This is a genomic window from Vogesella oryzagri, assembly GCF_040148885.1.
In the GTDB taxonomy this organism is placed as follows: Bacteria; Pseudomonadota; Gammaproteobacteria; order Burkholderiales; family Chromobacteriaceae; genus Vogesella; species Vogesella oryzagri.
This window is the reverse complement of the sequence record NZ_JBEFLD010000006.1, coordinates 1-14,287: the sequence shown is the minus strand read 5'-3', so window position 1 is coordinate 14,287 and position 14,287 is coordinate 1. Positions and strand designations below refer to the sequence as shown.

At 63.1% G+C, this 14,287-nt stretch carries 16 protein-coding genes; 11 read left to right on the top strand and 5 right to left on the bottom strand.

Features of this window, described 5'->3' with window-relative positions:
- The first annotated feature begins 4 nt into the window (after positions 1 to 4).
- From ABNW52_RS12020 to ABNW52_RS11985, 8 genes are all read left to right on the top strand, one after another.
- Entirely contained in the window at positions 5 to 559 is a 555-nt protein-coding gene (locus ABNW52_RS12020) for a DUF2946 family protein (RefSeq protein ID WP_349588068.1), read from the top strand.
- 128 nt (positions 560 to 687) lie between these two features.
- Positions 688 to 1,686: an endolytic transglycosylase MltG gene (gene mltG / locus ABNW52_RS12015; protein WP_349588066.1), complete on the top strand. Its 999-nt coding sequence runs from the start codon at positions 688 to 690 to the stop codon at positions 1,684 to 1,686.
- Positions 1,686 to 2,312, top strand: a complete 627-nt coding sequence (gene tmk / locus ABNW52_RS12010) for a dTMP kinase (protein ID WP_386107972.1) — start codon at positions 1,686 to 1,688, stop codon at positions 2,310 to 2,312. Before mltG ends, tmk begins: the two co-directional genes overlap by 1 nt.
- On the top strand, positions 2,312 to 3,313 hold the full coding sequence (holB, locus tag ABNW52_RS12005; protein ID WP_349588060.1) for a DNA polymerase III subunit delta': 1,002 nt from the start codon (positions 2,312 to 2,314) through the stop codon (positions 3,311 to 3,313). The genes tmk and holB overlap by 1 nt, the downstream gene beginning before the upstream one ends.
- Entirely contained in the window at positions 3,313 to 3,699 is a 387-nt protein-coding gene (locus ABNW52_RS12000) for a PilZ domain-containing protein (protein WP_349588057.1), read from the top strand. The genes holB and ABNW52_RS12000 overlap by 1 nt, the downstream gene beginning before the upstream one ends.
- 42 nt (positions 3,700 to 3,741) lie before the next feature.
- The gene (locus ABNW52_RS11995; RefSeq protein WP_349588054.1) at positions 3,742 to 4,521 is read left to right on the top strand and encodes a TatD family hydrolase; all 780 of its coding nucleotides are present in this window, start codon (positions 3,742 to 3,744) and stop codon (positions 4,519 to 4,521) included.
- 10 nt (positions 4,522 to 4,531) lie between these two features.
- Entirely contained in the window at positions 4,532 to 5,314 is a 783-nt protein-coding gene (locus ABNW52_RS11990) for an MBL fold metallo-hydrolase (protein ID WP_349588051.1), read from the top strand.
- Positions 5,314 to 5,655 carry a hypothetical protein gene (locus tag ABNW52_RS11985; protein WP_349588048.1) on the top strand — a complete coding sequence of 114 codons (342 nt, stop codon included), beginning with the start codon at positions 5,314 to 5,316 and terminating at the stop codon, positions 5,653 to 5,655. The genes ABNW52_RS11990 and ABNW52_RS11985 overlap by 1 nt, the downstream gene beginning before the upstream one ends.
- 10 nt (positions 5,656 to 5,665) lie before the next feature.
- Here the strand turns inward: ABNW52_RS11985 and ABNW52_RS11980 are convergent, their stop codons facing one another.
- Positions 5,666 to 6,559: a LysR family transcriptional regulator ArgP gene (locus ABNW52_RS11980; protein ID WP_349588045.1), complete on the bottom strand. Its 894-nt coding sequence runs from the start codon at positions 6,557 to 6,559 to the stop codon at positions 5,666 to 5,668.
- Between the two features lie 112 nt (positions 6,560 to 6,671).
- Between ABNW52_RS11980 and ABNW52_RS11975 the strand changes: the two genes are divergently transcribed.
- Positions 6,672 to 7,280, top strand: coding sequence for a LysE/ArgO family amino acid transporter (locus tag ABNW52_RS11975; RefSeq protein WP_349588042.1), 609 nt, complete (start codon positions 6,672 to 6,674; stop codon positions 7,278 to 7,280).
- Between the two features lie 98 nt (positions 7,281 to 7,378).
- On the opposite strand, the gene ABNW52_RS11970 is transcribed toward ABNW52_RS11975, so the two are convergent.
- The 4 genes from ABNW52_RS11970 to ppsR all read right to left on the bottom strand — a co-directional run bounded on the left by ABNW52_RS11970 (position 7,379) and on the right by ppsR (position 10,211).
- Entirely contained in the window at positions 7,379 to 7,738 is a 360-nt protein-coding gene (locus tag ABNW52_RS11970; protein WP_349588039.1) for an isochorismate lyase, read from the bottom strand.
- Complete coding sequence (locus ABNW52_RS11965; protein ID WP_349588036.1) at positions 7,735 to 8,046, bottom strand: chorismate mutase; 312 nt, start codon at positions 8,044 to 8,046, stop codon at positions 7,735 to 7,737. The genes ABNW52_RS11970 and ABNW52_RS11965 overlap by 4 nt, the downstream gene beginning before the upstream one ends.
- Positions 8,047 to 8,117: 71 nt before the next feature.
- Entirely contained in the window at positions 8,118 to 9,143 is a 1,026-nt protein-coding gene (gene trpS, locus ABNW52_RS11960) for a tryptophan--tRNA ligase (RefSeq protein ID WP_349588033.1), read from the bottom strand.
- Between the two features lie 246 nt (positions 9,144 to 9,389).
- Positions 9,390 to 10,211: a posphoenolpyruvate synthetase regulatory kinase/phosphorylase PpsR gene (ppsR, locus tag ABNW52_RS11955; protein ID WP_349588030.1), complete on the bottom strand. Its 822-nt coding sequence runs from the start codon at positions 10,209 to 10,211 to the stop codon at positions 9,390 to 9,392.
- Positions 10,212 to 10,500: 289 nt separating this feature from the next.
- On the opposite strand from ppsR, the gene ppsA reads away from it, so the two are divergent.
- Positions 10,501 to 12,888, top strand: a complete 2,388-nt coding sequence (gene ppsA / locus ABNW52_RS11950; protein ID WP_349588027.1) for a phosphoenolpyruvate synthase — start codon at positions 10,501 to 10,503, stop codon at positions 12,886 to 12,888.
- A gap of 181 nt (positions 12,889 to 13,069) precedes the next feature.
- Positions 13,070 to 14,071 (top strand): class 1 fructose-bisphosphatase, encoded by a 1,002-nt coding sequence (locus ABNW52_RS11945; protein WP_349588025.1) that lies wholly within the window; start codon positions 13,070 to 13,072, stop codon positions 14,069 to 14,071.
- Positions 14,072 to 14,287 lie beyond the last annotated feature (216 nt).

Sequence of the window (14,287 nt, the reverse complement as noted above, 5' to 3'; positions counted from 1 at the left end):
AACGATGGATAACAGTGTGCTGGCCGCGATGGCCAAGTGGCCGAATGTGCCGGCGGTGTATGGCTGGCTGCGGCTGGATGCCCGTGGCCAGTGGTGGCTGCGCGACGACAAGCTGATGCAACCGGCCATCGTCGATTTCTTCCGCCGCAATTACGCGCGCGACGGCGAGGGCCGCTACTACGTGCAGAACGGCCCGCAGAAGGTGTACGTGACGCTGGATGCGGCGCCGTTCATCGCCAGCCGCCAGCCGCATGGCTGGCAGCTGATGCCGGACATGAATGCCGAGCGGCCGCGGCTGGCGTATCTGGACGTAGACGGGCGGCTGTTTATCGAAATCGGCGGCGAGCCGGCACTGGTGGATGACCGCGACCTACTGGCGCTGGTCGAGCTGATCGTCACCACGGACGGCCAGCTGCCGGATGAGGCCGGCTGGCAGGCCTGGCAGCGTGGCGATATCCGCTTGCAGTTGAACCTGCCGGAGGGCGTGCTGCGGCTGAAGCCGCTGCCGGAAGGTGGTGTCAGCGGCAGCTACGGCGTGGTGCTGCAACCGGCGGCCTAGCGTGGCACAAGGTTGGCCGCAGCCGTCGGCTGGCAGGCCGCTGGCGCGTGGTATCATCACGCGCGTTCCCGCGCCACTGGCCTGTTGCCAGCGGCTAACGCCCCCGCTTATCTCTACGCAATTCCGACATGATTCGACATTCTTTTCGTGCGCTGGCCCTGTTGGCCGCCCTGTGCGCCCTGTGGCTGGCCTGGGTCATCGTGGTGCCGGTCAACCCGCCGCGCCAGCCCTACAGCGTGACCGTCGGCCCCAATCGCACCATGATCCAGCTGGCGCGCACGCTGGAAGACGATGGCGCCATCCGCAACCGTTGGGTGATGGTGGCGCTGTCGCGCATGATGGGGGTCGATCGCAAGCTCAAGCCGGGCATGTATCAGTTCGGCGCCGCCACCGCCATGTGGCAGTACCTGTCGCGCTTTGGCGACGGCCACCCGGACCAGAGCAGCGTCACCATCATCGAAGGCTGGAATTTCCGCCAGTTCCGCACGGCACTGCAGAAGGAAAGCGATCTGCGCCAGGACAGCGCCGGCTGGAGCGAATCGCGCCTGCTGGCCGAGCTGGGTATCAGCGGCGAGGTGGCGGAGGGCATGTTCTTCCCCAGCACCTATTTCTACACTCCGGGCAGCAGCGATCTGGATATCTACCGCCGCGCCTATCAGTCCATGCAGCAGCAGCTGCAGACGGTGTGGGAAGCGCGCTCGGCCGAGGTGCCGTACAGCTCGCCATACGAGCTGCTGACCATGGCCAGCCTGGTGGAAAAGGAAACCGCACATGAGAGCGACCGCGGCATGGTGGCCAGCGTGTTCGTCAACCGCCTGCGCGTAGGCATGCGCTTGCAGACCGACCCGTCGGTGATCTACGGCATGGGCGAGCGCTACCGTGGCAATATCGGCAAGGCCGACCTGCGCCGCGACAGCCCGTACAACACCTATACCCGCGCCGGCTTGCCGCCGACGCCGATCGCGCTGCCGGGGCGCGCCTCGCTGGATGCCGCAGCCAACCCCACGCCCAGCCGCGCACTGTACTTCGTGGCCAAGGGCGACGGCAGCGGTGAATCGCACTTTTCCGAAACACTGGACGAGCACAACGCCGCCGTCCGCCAATACATTCTGAAGAAAGGTTCATGATGTCCCACGCACGCTTCATCTCGCTGGAAGGGCTGGACGGTGCAGGCAAGAGCACCCACCTGACGTTCATCCGTCAGTGGCTGCAACAGCAGGGCATCGACGCGGTGTTTACCCGCGAGCCGGGCGGCACGCCGCTGGGGGAGAAACTGCGCGACATCCTGCTGGACATCGACACCGAGGCCACGCTGGATACCGAAACGCTGCTGATGTTCGCCAGCCGCCAGGAGCTGATCTCCACCGTGATCCGCCCGCAGCTGGCTGCCGGCAACTGGGTGGTCAGCGACCGCTTTACCGATGCCACCTTCGCCTACCAGGGCGGCGGTCGCGGCGTGCCGACCGATCGCATCGCGGTGCTGGAAAACTGGGTGCAGCAAGGGCTGCAGCCGGATCTGACCATCCTGCTGGACGTGCCGCTGGAAGTGGCGCGCGCACGGCTGGAAGGCACCCGGCTGCCGGATCGCTTCGAGCAGGAGCGCGAGGACTTCCACCAGCGTGTGCGCCAGATGTACCTGGCACGCGCCCAGGCCAACCCGCAGCGCTTCCTGGTGCTGGACGCCAGCAGCGAGATCGCCGATATCCAGCAACGCATCGCTGCGGCGCTGGCCGCACTGCAGGACGCCGGCTGATGCGTTACCCGTGGCAGCAGGCCGACTGGCAAAGGTTGGCCGCAAACTTCGCCCGCCTGCCCAATGCCTGGCTGTTCACCGGCCCGTCCGGCATCGGTAAGAGCGAGTTTGCCCACCAGGTGGCCAAGGCATTGCTGTGCGAGAACCAGCAGCCGGATCAGCACGCCTGCGGCCAGTGCCAGGCCTGCCACTGGTTCGCCGCCGGCAACCACCCGGATTACCGCCATCTCACCCCGGCGCAGGACGACGACGAGGACGAGGGCAAGGAAGGCAAGGCGGCCAAGCGCAAGCTGCCGGTGATCAAGATCGACGGTGTGCGCGAGGTGATCGACTTTGCCCATCTGTCGTCGCACCGTGGCGGTTTGCGCGTGGTGGTGGTTGAGCCGGCGGAAAGCCTGAACCCGGCCGCGGCCAACGCCTTGCTGAAAGTGCTGGAAGAGCCGCCGGCCGAGGTGGTGTTCTTGCTGGTGGCCGATGCACCGCAACGGCTGCTGCCGACCATCAAAAGCCGCTGCCGCCAGTTTCCGCTCACCGCGCCGGCTGCGGATGTGGCGCTGGCGTGGCTGTCGCAGCAGGGGCTGGATAATGCGGCGGCGGAGCTGGCGTTTCATGGTGGCATGCCGGTGTTCGAATACGATGCCGAGCTGGCCGCCGTGCGCCAAGACTTCATCACCAGCCTCACCCAGATCGGCATGGGCAGCGTGCTGACGGCGATGGAAAAGCTGGATCGCCACAAACTGCCGCTGGCGCTGCCCTTGAGCTGGCTGGGCAAGTGGCTGCACGACCTGGCCAGTTTGAAGCTGGCCGGCATGGTTCGCTATTATCCGGATATGCAGCCGGCGATGGCGCGCCTGCTGCCGCGGCTGGACATGCAGCAACTGATGCATTGCCAGCGCGAACTGAACCTGCTGGTGCCGTTTGGCCAGCATACCCTGGTGACCCGTTTGCAACTGGAGGCCCTGCTGATGCACTACCTGAAAGTGTTCAGCGGCAAAAACTGATGACCGAATCCACTACTCACGCCGCAGCCGAATCCAAGCCGGATGGCGCCCGTCCCGGCGTACTGTCGCTGGCTATCAAGGAGCGCAGTGCGCTGTATGCCGCCTATATGCCGTTTCTCAGCAATGGCGGCATCTTCGTTCCCACCGCGCGCAGTTATCAGCTGGGCGACGAAGTGTTCCTGCTGCTGACCCTGCTGGACGATCCGCAGAAAGTGGCGGTGCAGGGCAAGGTGGTGTGGCTGACCCCGGCCGCCGGCAATACCAACCGCAGCCAGGGTGTCGGCATCGAGTTCGCCGACAGTGACGCCGGCAAGCAGGCGCGCCTGCGCATCGAAACCCTGCTCGGTGGGGCGCTCAACTCCACGCGGCCAACCCATACCATGTAATTCGCCGCGGCCGGGTGGCCGCGCATTTCTTTAGAGACCGCCATGCTGGTTGATTCGCACTGCCATATCAATTTCCCCGACCTCGCCGCGCGCATGCCGGAGGTGCTGGCCAATATGGCGGCCAACGGCGTGAGCCACGCCATGGTGATCGGCGTCAGCAAGCCCAAGTACCCGGAGGTGCTGGCGCTGGCCGAAGCGCACGCCAATCTGTTTGCCACCGTGGGCATTCATCCGGATGACCCGGAGGCGGAGGAGTTCAGCGAAGACGAGCTGGTGGCGCATGCGGCACACCCGAAAGTGGTGGGCATCGGCGAGACCGGGCTCGACTACCACTGGTGCCAGGGTGATCTGGCCTGGCAGCACGAGCGCTTTGCGGTGCACATCCGTGCCGCGCGCCGCACCGGCCTGCCGCTGGTGATCCACACCCGCTCCTCGGCGCAGGATACGGTGCGCTTGATGCGCGAGCATGGCGCCGATGCGGTGGGTGGGGTGATGCACTGCTTTACCGAAAGCTGGGATATCGCCCGCCTGGCGCTGGACCTGGGCTTCTACATTTCGCTATCCGGCATTGTCACCTTCAAGAACGCGGCGGTGGTGAAGGAGGTGGCACAGAAGGTGCCGCTGGACCGGCTGCTGGTGGAGACCGATTCGCCGTACCTGGCACCGGTGCCATACCGTGGCAAGACCAATGAGCCGGCCTTCGTCAAGCATGTGGCCGAGCATATTGCCGAACTGCGCGGCATGCCGTTCGACGCCTTGGCCGCGGCCACCACTGACAATTACTTCCGCCTGTTTGCCAAGGCGCAGCGCCAGCCGGCATAGGGGAATGGTGATGACTTCGGTGCAATGGACGGTGTTGGGTTGTGGCTCCAGTAGCGGCACACCGGCCATCGGCTGCGATTGCGCCACCTGCCGCTCGCCCGATGCCCGCAATGTCCGCAGCCGCTGCTCGGCCTATGTCCGCATCGGCGAACATGGCGTGCTGATCGATACCTCGCCGGACCTGCGGCCGCAGGCGCTGCGCGAGGGCATCACCCGTGTGGACGCGGTGCTGTATACCCACCCGCACGCCGACCACCTCAACGGCATCGATGACCTGCGTGCCTTCTGCTACGTGAAGCGCGGGCCGATCACGCTGTACGGCAACCCGTTCACCATCGACAACATCCGCCGCCGCTTCGATTACGCGCTGGCGCCACCGTCGCCGGTGTGGGACAAGCCGGTGCTGGTGACCGAAACGGTGCAGGCGCCGTTCAGCATCGGCGGGGTGACGGTGACGCCGATTCCGCTGCAGCATGGCGCCTGGCCGTGCCTGGGCTGGCGCATCGGCAACACGGCCTGGCTGACCGATGTGTCGGCGATTCCGGATAGTAGCGTCGAACTACTGCAGGGGCTGGATACGCTGTTCCTGGATTGCCTGCGGCCGGAGCCTTACCCGTCGCACCTGCATCTGGCGGCCTCGCTGGCGTGGGCGCAAAGGTTGGCCGCACGCCAGACCTGGCTGATTCACATGACGCACCAACTGGAATACCACGCGCTGAGCGCGCAGTGTCCGCTAGGGGTGCATGTTGCTTACGATGGCCTGCAGTTGCCGGCCACTTACCTGGAAAACTGATGGAAATCCTGTTGATTGTGCTGACCTGCGTGGTCGGGCTGGTGTTCGCCGCCGCGGTGGCCATGTTCTATGTCGGCTGCCTGGGGGCGACCATGGCGGCGCTGAATAACGGCCGTATCGTGTGGGGCAGCCTGTCGTTCTTTGTGCCGCCGCTGGCTTTGCTGTACGGCATACGCCACAAGGAACAGGTGGGCTGGAGCTACGGTTTCATGATCAAGGGCGGCGCGGCGGTAGCGGTGATGCTGCTGCTGGCCTGGGGCGGCATGCACCTGCTGCCGGCGCCGGTCAACAGCGGCGGCCAACTGATGGAGCGGCTGCTGCCGCAACCGTCGGAATCGTAACGCGGCGGCGCTAGGGCGCCAGCAGTACCTGGCGGGCGGCGTTTACCAGTGCGGCCGACAGTTGCTCCAGCCGCGGTGCCTGCACCTTCCAGCTGTGCCAGTACAGCGCCACATCCACCGGCCGTTCCGGCTGCAGATCCTCCAGTCCCTCGTGGCCGCCATGTGCGGCCACTTGCACTTCCGGCAGCATGCCCCAGCCCAGCCCCAGCCTGACGGCCTGCAGATACGGGTCGGAGGCGGGCAGTAGATGGCAGGGGCAGGCGGACTGCTGCAGGCCGAAATGCTGTTGCAGCCAGTTGTCCTGCAGCTTGTCCTTGCGGTTGTAGATCATCACCGGTGCGCGCCGCAGTGCGTCCCGCGTCACTCCGGCGGCGAAATGGCGTTGCATGAAGGCCGGCGACGCCATGGCGCGGTAGCGCATCACGCCCAGTGCCTGGGTGCTGCAGCCGCGCATCGGCTGTGCCTCGGTGGAGACGCAGCCCACGGCCAGCCCCGCCTGCAACAGGCTGTAGGTATGGTCCTGATCGTCCACCGTGATATCCAGCAGGATGCCTTTGGCGATCAGGAATGGCGCCAGCGCCGGCAGGAACCAGCTGGCCACGCTGTCGGCGTTCAGCGCCAGCGGGATGGTCAGCATGTCGGCATCGCTACCGGCAAAGCTGGCGGCCAGGTCGGCCTCCAGCAAGGCGGCGCGCTGCAGGTGCTGCAGCAGCAGCTGGCCTTCGCGGGTGGGGCGGCAGGGGCGGCTGCGTACCAGCAACGGTTTGCCCAGGCTTTCTTCCAGCGCCCGTATCCGCTGCGACAGCGCCGAGGGGGTGATGTGCAGCGTCCTGGCGGCTATTTCAAAACTGCCACTGCTGGCTGCCGCCTGGAATGCTTCGCTCTGTCTGGGGTCGAGTTTCATGTTGCCAGTCATAAATTAAGCAAAATTTATGATACGGCAGAAAATTTAATCATGCTGTTGATGGTGTGCAGGCTGCGGCATGATGGCCGCAAGCAAAGACGGAGTACACACAATGAGCAGCATGGTGTTTTTCAAGGGAATGGGGCTGGGTGCCAGCCTGATCATGGCCATCGGTTCGCAGAATGCGCATGTGTTGCGCATGGGGCTGCTGTGCCAGCATGTCGGTGTCACCGTGCTGGTGTGCATCGTGTGCGACATGCTGCTGATCAGTGCCGGCGTGGCCGGCATGGGGGCGCTGATCGAGCAGAGTCCGCTGCTGCTGGAGCTGGCGCGCTGGGGGGGCGCGGTGTTCCTATTCTGGTATGGCCTGCGTGCCTGGCGCGCGGTGCTGGCCAACGACAGCCTGGCGGTGGCGGCCGGTAGCGTGCGCATCCCTTTGCGCCAAGCGCTGACCACCGTGCTGGCGCTGACTCTGCTGAACCCGCATGTCTATCTGGATACCGTGGTGCTGCTGGGGTCGATCGGCGGCCAGCAGCCGGTGGACAGCCGACTGTGGTTCGCCCTCGGCGCCGGCTGTGCCTCGCTGTTGTGGTTCCTGTCGCTGGGCTACGGCGCACGCCTGCTGGCGCCGCTGTTTGCCCGGCCGCTGTCCTGGCGCGTGCTGGATGGCGTGGTGGGTGCGGTGATGTGGAGCCTGGCCGGTGCGCTGGTCATGTCCTGACGCCGGGTCAGCGCTGTCTGACAACACTATGCGTTGCATTTAGCGCCAGGGCCGCGCGTGTGGCAAGCCGGCTGGCGGTCACCTCAGGCGCTGGGCAGCTACGGGGCGGTGGTGTCGGCATGATTGCTGCCGTCAGCCAGCTGTTGCGGCAGGTTGGCCGCATCGTGCCAGTGCCGCATTTCTTCCGCGATAAAGTATGCCACCAGCTGGCGGTACATCTGCTCGATGACATCCGGCGCCAGTCCCGCCTGTGCCGCCCACTGCCGCCGCTGTTGCAGCATGGCGGCAAAGCGTTGTGGCGCCTGCACGGCAGCGCTGCTGTGCTTGAACGGCGCGGCGGCCAGCACATAGCCGAAGCGCTCGCCCAGCAGCTGGATCACCTGCTGGTCGATGGCATCGATCTGCTGGCGGATCTCGGTTAGTGACGCACACTGCTGCGGTGGGCAGCGCGGCGTCATGAGGCGAGACCATCCTGCAATTGCAGCCGCTGTTGCCGCTCGCTCTCCACGAAGTGGCTGATCATGGTGCGGTAGATCTTGGCGGTCAGCGCGGCGTCGGCCCCCAGTTCACCGGACAGCCGGCTGACGCGGCGCATTACCTGGTCGATGCGCTTGCCGTCTTCACTGTCCTCGTTGCCGTGCTTGAAGCCGGCGGCCTGGTGTATATACAGCCCGCGCTCGGCGATCAGGCTGACAATGGCGCGGTCGAGGCGATCGATCTGTTCGCAGACTTCGTCCAGATTACGGCAGTCGTAAATCCATTCCATGCTGTGCTCCCTGCGTGCCTGCGGCCAACGTTGGCCGCGCTGGTTCGTGCGACGGACCATCCCGCCACGGCTCAGTAGTAGTTGAGGCCCATCGCCTGCTTGACTTCGGCCAGCGTGGTGGCGGCGACATCGCGTGCCCGGCGGGTGCCCAGCTTGAGCATCTCCATTACCTGCGCCGGATCTTTGGCGTATTCCTCGCGGCGGACGCGGATCGGCGCCAGCAGTGCCTGCAGGATGTCTTCCAGCTCGCGCTTAATCTGGGTATCGCCCAGGCCGCCGCGCTGGTAGTGCGCCTTCAGCTCGGCCACCCGGCCGGCGTCCGGATGGAACACGTCCAGGTAGGCGAACACCACATTACCTTCTACCTGGCCCGGATCGTCCACGCGCAGGTGGTTCGGGTCGGTGTACATCATCTTCACCGCCTGACTGATTTCGTCGGCGCTGGCCGACAGCGGCAGCGCGTTACCCAGCGATTTGGACATCTTGGCCTTGCCGTCGATGCCCGGCAGGCGGGCGCCGGCGGAGGGCACCAGTGCGCGCGACTCCACCAGTACCTCGCGGCCAACGCTGTGGTTGAAGCGGCGCACGATCTCGTTGGTCTGCTCGATCATCGGGATCTGGTCTTCGCCCACCGGCACGATGCTGGCCTTGAAGGCGGTGATGTCGGCGGCCTGCGCCGCGGGGTAGGTGAGGAAGCCGGCCGGGATGTCGCGCTCGTAGCCGCGCTGCTTGATCTCGTCCTTGATGGTGGGGTTGCGTTCCAGCCGCGATACGGTGACCAGGTTCAGGTAGTAGGACGCCAGTTCCATCAGCTCCGGTACCAGGCTCTGGATGAAGATGGTGCTCTTGGCCGGATCGATGCCTACCGCCAGGTAGTCCAGCGCCACCTGCAGCACGTTGTCGCGCACTTTCAGGTAGTTGCCCATGTTGTCAGTGAGGGCCTGGGCGTCGGCCAGCAGCAGGAATTGCTGGCAGCGCTCCTGCAGGATCACGCGGTTACGCAGCGAGCCGACGTAGTGGCCAAGGTGCAGCGGGCCGGTGGTGCGGTCGCCGGTGAGGATGATGTCGGTGCTGCCGATGTGGCTGAGGCTGTCCATGCTGATCTCCGTTATCTTGGGAGACCGACTCGGCGCTGGGGGAGGGGGTGCTGCTGGAAAAAACTAACCCGGGGCGCCTTGTCGGCTGCTCCCGGGTTTGCTTGTGCGTACGCAACCTGGGTGCCGCCGTTAGTGGCGCCACCAGGTAAAAAAGCTGAAGGAAGTTGCGTTGCGGGTATTCATGCTTTTCATCTCAACATGCTTGGCCGCATGGCGTCAAGCGCTAATTTCGCTAGCTATCCGCGCTTAAAAACGGCGCACCAGATGCGCGTTGTGCATGATGGTGGAGGCGATTTCCTCGATCGACATATGGGTGGTGCTGATGAACGGCACGCCATGATGACGGAACATCGACTCGGCCTCGTTTACCTCGCGGCGGCAGTTTTCCATGCTGGCGTAGCGCGAGTCCGGGCGGCGCTCGGAGCGGATATGGTGCAGGCGCGACGGATCGATGGTGAGGCCGAACATCTTCTGCTTGAACGGCAGCAGCATCTTGGGCAGCGTCGGGCTGTCCAGGTCTTCCGGTGTCAGCGGGTAGTTGGCCGCCTTGATGCCATACTGCAGCGCCAGATACAGGCAGGTTGGTGTCTTGCCGGAGCGCGATACGCCGACCAGCACCACGTCTGCCTCGTCCAGATCCTTCAGCTTCACGCCGTCGTCGTGGTTCAGCGAGAAATTCACCGCCTCGATGCGATGGTCGTACTTTTCTTCGTCATCCATGCCGTGCGCCTTGCCCACCGACATGGTGGCCTTTTCGCCCAGCTCGGCTTCCAGTTCGCCGATGAAGGTCTGGAAAAAGTCGATCACCAGCGCATTCTTTACCGTCAGAGCGGCACGCACGTCGGCCTTGATGATGCTGGTAAACACCAGTGGCTTGCGATGATCGTTGGCCGCAATCTCGTCGATGCGCTGCGCCAGCTCCTGGGCTTTTTCCACGGTATCGATGAATGGTTCGGTTTCGCGGTTGAACTCTTCGGTATCGAATTGGGTAAGCAAAGTATTGCCGAGCGATTCGGCAGTAATGCCGGTGCGATCAGAAACGAAGAATACAGAGCGGCGGTTTGGCATGCTGGTGTCCTGCTTGGTGTCAGAGTTGTGCATTACAGTCTGTGCGTAATTGTCGCATGCGACAAGATGCCGTGCTGCCATGTGACGAACGGGTTGCTGTTTTATGTAGTTGTTAAATTACATTTTTCCTTGCCCAACAATGAGATAGGATCATGGGCGGAAGCCGATCCCCCGTTCCGGCAAGGGAAAACCCCTCGTTGTGCATCGCAAAAGTTGCTACGCAAACAAGGAGTTGTTCGGCTAGAATGCGGGCTTCCCTATCGTCCAATCCAACACAGGAAGTGAAGTGATGGCAGAGAACTACGTCATCTGGTTCGAGAAGCTGCGCATGACCGATGTCGAAAGCGTAGGCGGTAAAAACGCCTCGCTCGGCGAAATGATCAGCCAGCTTGCAAATTCCGGCGTGCGAGTGCCGGGGGGCTTTGCGACAACCGCAGACGCCTACCGCGATTTTCTTCGACACAACGGGCTTGCCGACCGGATTAACGACGCCCTAGGCAAACTGGATGTCGATGATGTGACGGAGCTGGCGAAAGTCGGCAAGCAAATCCGTCAGTGGATCATCGATACACCATTCCCGGAAAAGCTTGAGCACGACGTCAAGCAAGCCTGGGAAAAAATGGTGGCCGATGCCGGCGGCGCCGATATTTCCGTAGCAGTTCGCTCCTCTGCCACCGCAGAAGACCTTCCCGATGCCTCGTTCGCGGGCCAGCAAGAAACCTTCCTGAATATCCGTGGCCTTGATAACGTCAAAGACGCCATCAAGCACGTGTTCGCCTCCCTCTATAACGATCGTGCCATTTCCTATCGCGTACACAAGGGCTTTGCCCATGACGTGGTAGCGTTGTCGGCTGGTATCCAGCGCATGGTGCGCTCCGATACCGGTGCGGCTGGCGTGATGTTCACCATCGATACCGAATCCGGCTTCGAGGATGTGGTATTCGTTACCGCTTCCTACGGCCTGGGCGAAACCGTGGTGCAGGGTGCGGTGAACCCGGATGAGTTCTATGTGCACAAGCCGACGCTGACCGCAGGTCGCCCGGCCATTCTGCGCAAAACCATGGGTTCCAAGCTGATCAAGATGGAGTTCACCGACGCGTCGCAAGCCGGTCGCTCGGTACGCACCGTCGACGTGGCCCCGGAACTGCGCAAACAGTTCTCGATCACCGACGCCGAAGTGGCCGAACTGGCCCACTACGCGCTGATCATCGAAAAACACTATGCCCGCCCGATGGATATCGAGTGGGGCCGCGACGGCGAAGACGGCAAGCTGTACATCCTGCAAGCCCGTCCGGAAACCGTTAAGTCGCAGGAAAACCGCAAGGACACCCTGCGCCGCTACCGCCTGAACAGCAAGTCCGCCGTGTTGTGTGAAGGCCGTGCTATTGGTCAGAAGATCGGCCAGGGCGTGGTTCGCACCATCAAGGACGCTTCCGAAATGGATCGCGTACTGCCGGGCGATGTGCTGGTTACCGACATGACCGACCCGGATTGGGAACCGGTAATGAAGCGTGCCGCCGCTATCGTCACCAACCGTGGCGGTCGTACCTGCCACGCGGCGATTATTGCGCGCGAGCTGGGCATCCCGGCTGTGGTTGGCTGTGGCGATGCCACCGCCGTGCTGCGCGAAGGCATGCAGGTCACCGTATCCTGCGCCGAAGGCGACACCGGCAACATCTATGATGGCCTGCTGGACGTGGAAATCGTTGACCTGGAACTGGACAAGATGCCCAAGTCCCCGGTCAAGATCATGATGAACGTGGGCAACCCGGAACTGGCTTTCGACTTCGCGCAACTGCCGAACGAAGGCGTGGGCCTGGCGCGCATGGAGTTCGTGATCAACCGTCAGATCGGTATCCACCCGAAAGCGCTGCTGGAGTTCGACCGCCTGCCGGCCGACCTGAAAGCCACCATCAGCGATCGTATCGCCGGTTACGCCAGCCCGGTTGACTTCTACGTCGACAAGATCGCCGAAGGTGTATCCACTCTGGCGGCAGCGTTTACCCCGAAAAAGGTCATCGTACGCATGTCCGACTTCAAGTCGAACGAGTACGCCAACCTGATCGGCGGCCAGTTGTACGAGCCGCACGAAGAAAACCCGATGCTGGGCTTCCGTGGTGCTGCGCGTTACGTGGCCGACAGCTTCCGCGACTGCTTTGAGCTGGAATGCCGCGCCATCAAGAAAGTGCGCGACGTGATGGGGCTCACCAACGTGGAAGTGATGATCCCGTTCGTGCGCACCCTGGCCGAAGCCGAGAAAGTGATCGAGATTCTGGCCGCCAACGGCCTGAAGCGCGGCGAAAACGGCCTGCGCCTGATCATGATGTGCGAACTGCCGACCAACGCGGTACTGGCCGAGAAGTTCCTGCAGTTCTTTGACGGTTTCTCCATCGGCTCCAATGACATGACCCAGCTCACCCTGGGTGTGGACCGTGATTCCGGTGGCCCGATCGCCACGACCTTCGACGAGCGCAACGAGGCCGTTAAAGCCATGTTGCACATGGCAATCCAGGCCTGCCGCAAGCTCGACAAATATGTCGGCATCTGCGGTCAGGGTCCGTCCGACCATCCGGACTTCGCCAAGTGGCTGGTAGAGGAAGGTATCGAAACCATCTCCCTCAACCCGGACACCGTGGTGGAAACCTGGCTGTACCTGGCCAAGGAACTGAACGTCTAAGGTTGGCCGCAAGGCTGCCATCACGCCCGACGGCAGAAACGGAGTTGTCTCCGTTTCGCGCCTGTCGGGCGTTTTTCATGGCTATTTTCATGTAGTCACAAACCAACATCCCTAAGCCGAAAATGGCGGTGGTAAACTGCCCGCAGACCGTTTTTTCATTGCCTGCGATACGAGGACCAGTATGAGCCGTATCTCCCTCTCCCGTTTTCTGATTGAAGAACAGCGCCAGCACGGTGCCCTGCCACCCGATCTGCGCCTGCTGATCGAAACCGTGGCGCGCGCCTGCAAGGCCATCGCCCATTCCGTCAACAAGGGTGCATTGGCCGGCGTGCTTGGCGATGCCGGTACCGGCAACGTGCAAGGTGAAGCCCAGAAGAAACTGGACGTGATCGCCAACGACATCCTGCTGGAAGCCAACGAGTGGGGCGGCAACCTTGGGGCCATGGCCTCCGAAGAGATGGAGCTGCCGCACTCCATTCCGGATCACATGCCGCGTGGCCGCTATCTGCTGATGTTCGACCCGCTGGATGGCTCCTCCAATATCGACGTCAACATCTCGGTAGGGACCATTTTCTCGGTGCTGGAAGCGCCGGAAGGCAACACCCAGCCGACCGAACAGGATTTCCTGCAGCCGGGTAGCCGGCAGGTCGCCGCCGGCTACGCCGTGTACGGCCCACAGAACATGCTGGTGCTTACCTTCGGCCAGGGCGTGTACGGCTTCACGCTGGACCGCGAGCTGGGTTCCTGGGTGCTGACCAACTCGCGCATGCAGGTGCCGGTGGCAACCAAGGAGTTCGCCATCAATATGTCCAATATGCGCCACTGGGAAGCGCCGGTGAGCCGCTACATCAACGAGCTCCTGGCCGGTCAGGATGGCCCGCTGGGCAAGGACTACAACATGCGCTGGGTGGCCTCCATGGTGGCCGAGGTGCATCGCATCCTGGTGCGCGGTGGTGTGTTCATGTATCCGAAGGATGCGCGCGATCCGGCCAAGCCGGGCAAGCTGCGTCTGATGTACGAAGGCAACCCGATGGCCTTCATTATCGAACAGGCCGGTGGCGTCGCCACCAACGGCTATCAGCGCATCTTGGATATTCAGCCGGGCGGGTTGCATGAGCGTGTGGCCGTTTTCCTCGGTTCCAAGGAAGAAGTGGAACGAGTAACGTCGTACCACCAGGCCTGATTGGTTGCATGAAATTGGAAAAGGTTGGCCGCGGCCAACCTTTTTTGCATTTTGTGATCCTTTCAGATCAACGACTTGTCGATTTTGTCGGGTTTTCTGTGGTGGCGGGTGTTGACGGGTGTGGGTTGGCTGGGTATAGTTCGCCTCCTCTGCTGACGACGCAACGAAACGAAGTCAGCCCGCTCTTTAACAAAACGAATAACCGATAGGTGTAAG

Excerpts from the sequence above, each read along its gene's own strand:
- ABNW52_RS12020 (WP_349588068.1), top strand. The coding sequence starts at position 5 with ATGGATAACAGTGTGCTGGCCGCGATGGCCAAGTGGCCGAATGTGCCG.
- mltG (WP_349588066.1), top strand. The coding sequence starts at position 688 with ATGATTCGACATTCTTTTCGTGCGCTGGCCCTGTTGGCCGCCCTGTGC.
- tmk (WP_386107972.1), top strand. The coding sequence starts at position 1,686 with ATGTCCCACGCACGCTTCATCTCGCTGGAAGGGCTGGACGGTGCAGGC.
- holB (WP_349588060.1), top strand. The coding sequence starts at position 2,312 with ATGCGTTACCCGTGGCAGCAGGCCGACTGGCAAAGGTTGGCCGCAAAC.
- ABNW52_RS12000 (WP_349588057.1), top strand. The coding sequence starts at position 3,313 with ATGACCGAATCCACTACTCACGCCGCAGCCGAATCCAAGCCGGATGGC.
- ABNW52_RS11995 (WP_349588054.1), top strand. The coding sequence starts at position 3,742 with ATGCTGGTTGATTCGCACTGCCATATCAATTTCCCCGACCTCGCCGCG.
- ABNW52_RS11990 (WP_349588051.1), top strand. The coding sequence starts at position 4,532 with ATGACTTCGGTGCAATGGACGGTGTTGGGTTGTGGCTCCAGTAGCGGC.
- ABNW52_RS11985 (WP_349588048.1), top strand. The coding sequence starts at position 5,314 with ATGGAAATCCTGTTGATTGTGCTGACCTGCGTGGTCGGGCTGGTGTTC.
- ABNW52_RS11980 (WP_349588045.1), bottom strand. The coding sequence starts at position 6,559 with ATGAAACTCGACCCCAGACAGAGCGAAGCATTCCAGGCGGCAGCCAGC.
- ABNW52_RS11975 (WP_349588042.1), top strand. The coding sequence starts at position 6,672 with ATGAGCAGCATGGTGTTTTTCAAGGGAATGGGGCTGGGTGCCAGCCTG.
- ABNW52_RS11970 (WP_349588039.1), bottom strand. The coding sequence starts at position 7,738 with ATGACGCCGCGCTGCCCACCGCAGCAGTGTGCGTCACTAACCGAGATC.
- ABNW52_RS11965 (WP_349588036.1), bottom strand. The coding sequence starts at position 8,046 with ATGGAATGGATTTACGACTGCCGTAATCTGGACGAAGTCTGCGAACAG.
- trpS (WP_349588033.1), bottom strand. The coding sequence starts at position 9,143 with ATGGACAGCCTCAGCCACATCGGCAGCACCGACATCATCCTCACCGGC.
- ppsR (WP_349588030.1), bottom strand. The coding sequence starts at position 10,211 with ATGCCAAACCGCCGCTCTGTATTCTTCGTTTCTGATCGCACCGGCATT.
- ppsA (WP_349588027.1), top strand. The coding sequence starts at position 10,501 with ATGGCAGAGAACTACGTCATCTGGTTCGAGAAGCTGCGCATGACCGAT.
- ABNW52_RS11945 (WP_349588025.1), top strand. The coding sequence starts at position 13,070 with ATGAGCCGTATCTCCCTCTCCCGTTTTCTGATTGAAGAACAGCGCCAG.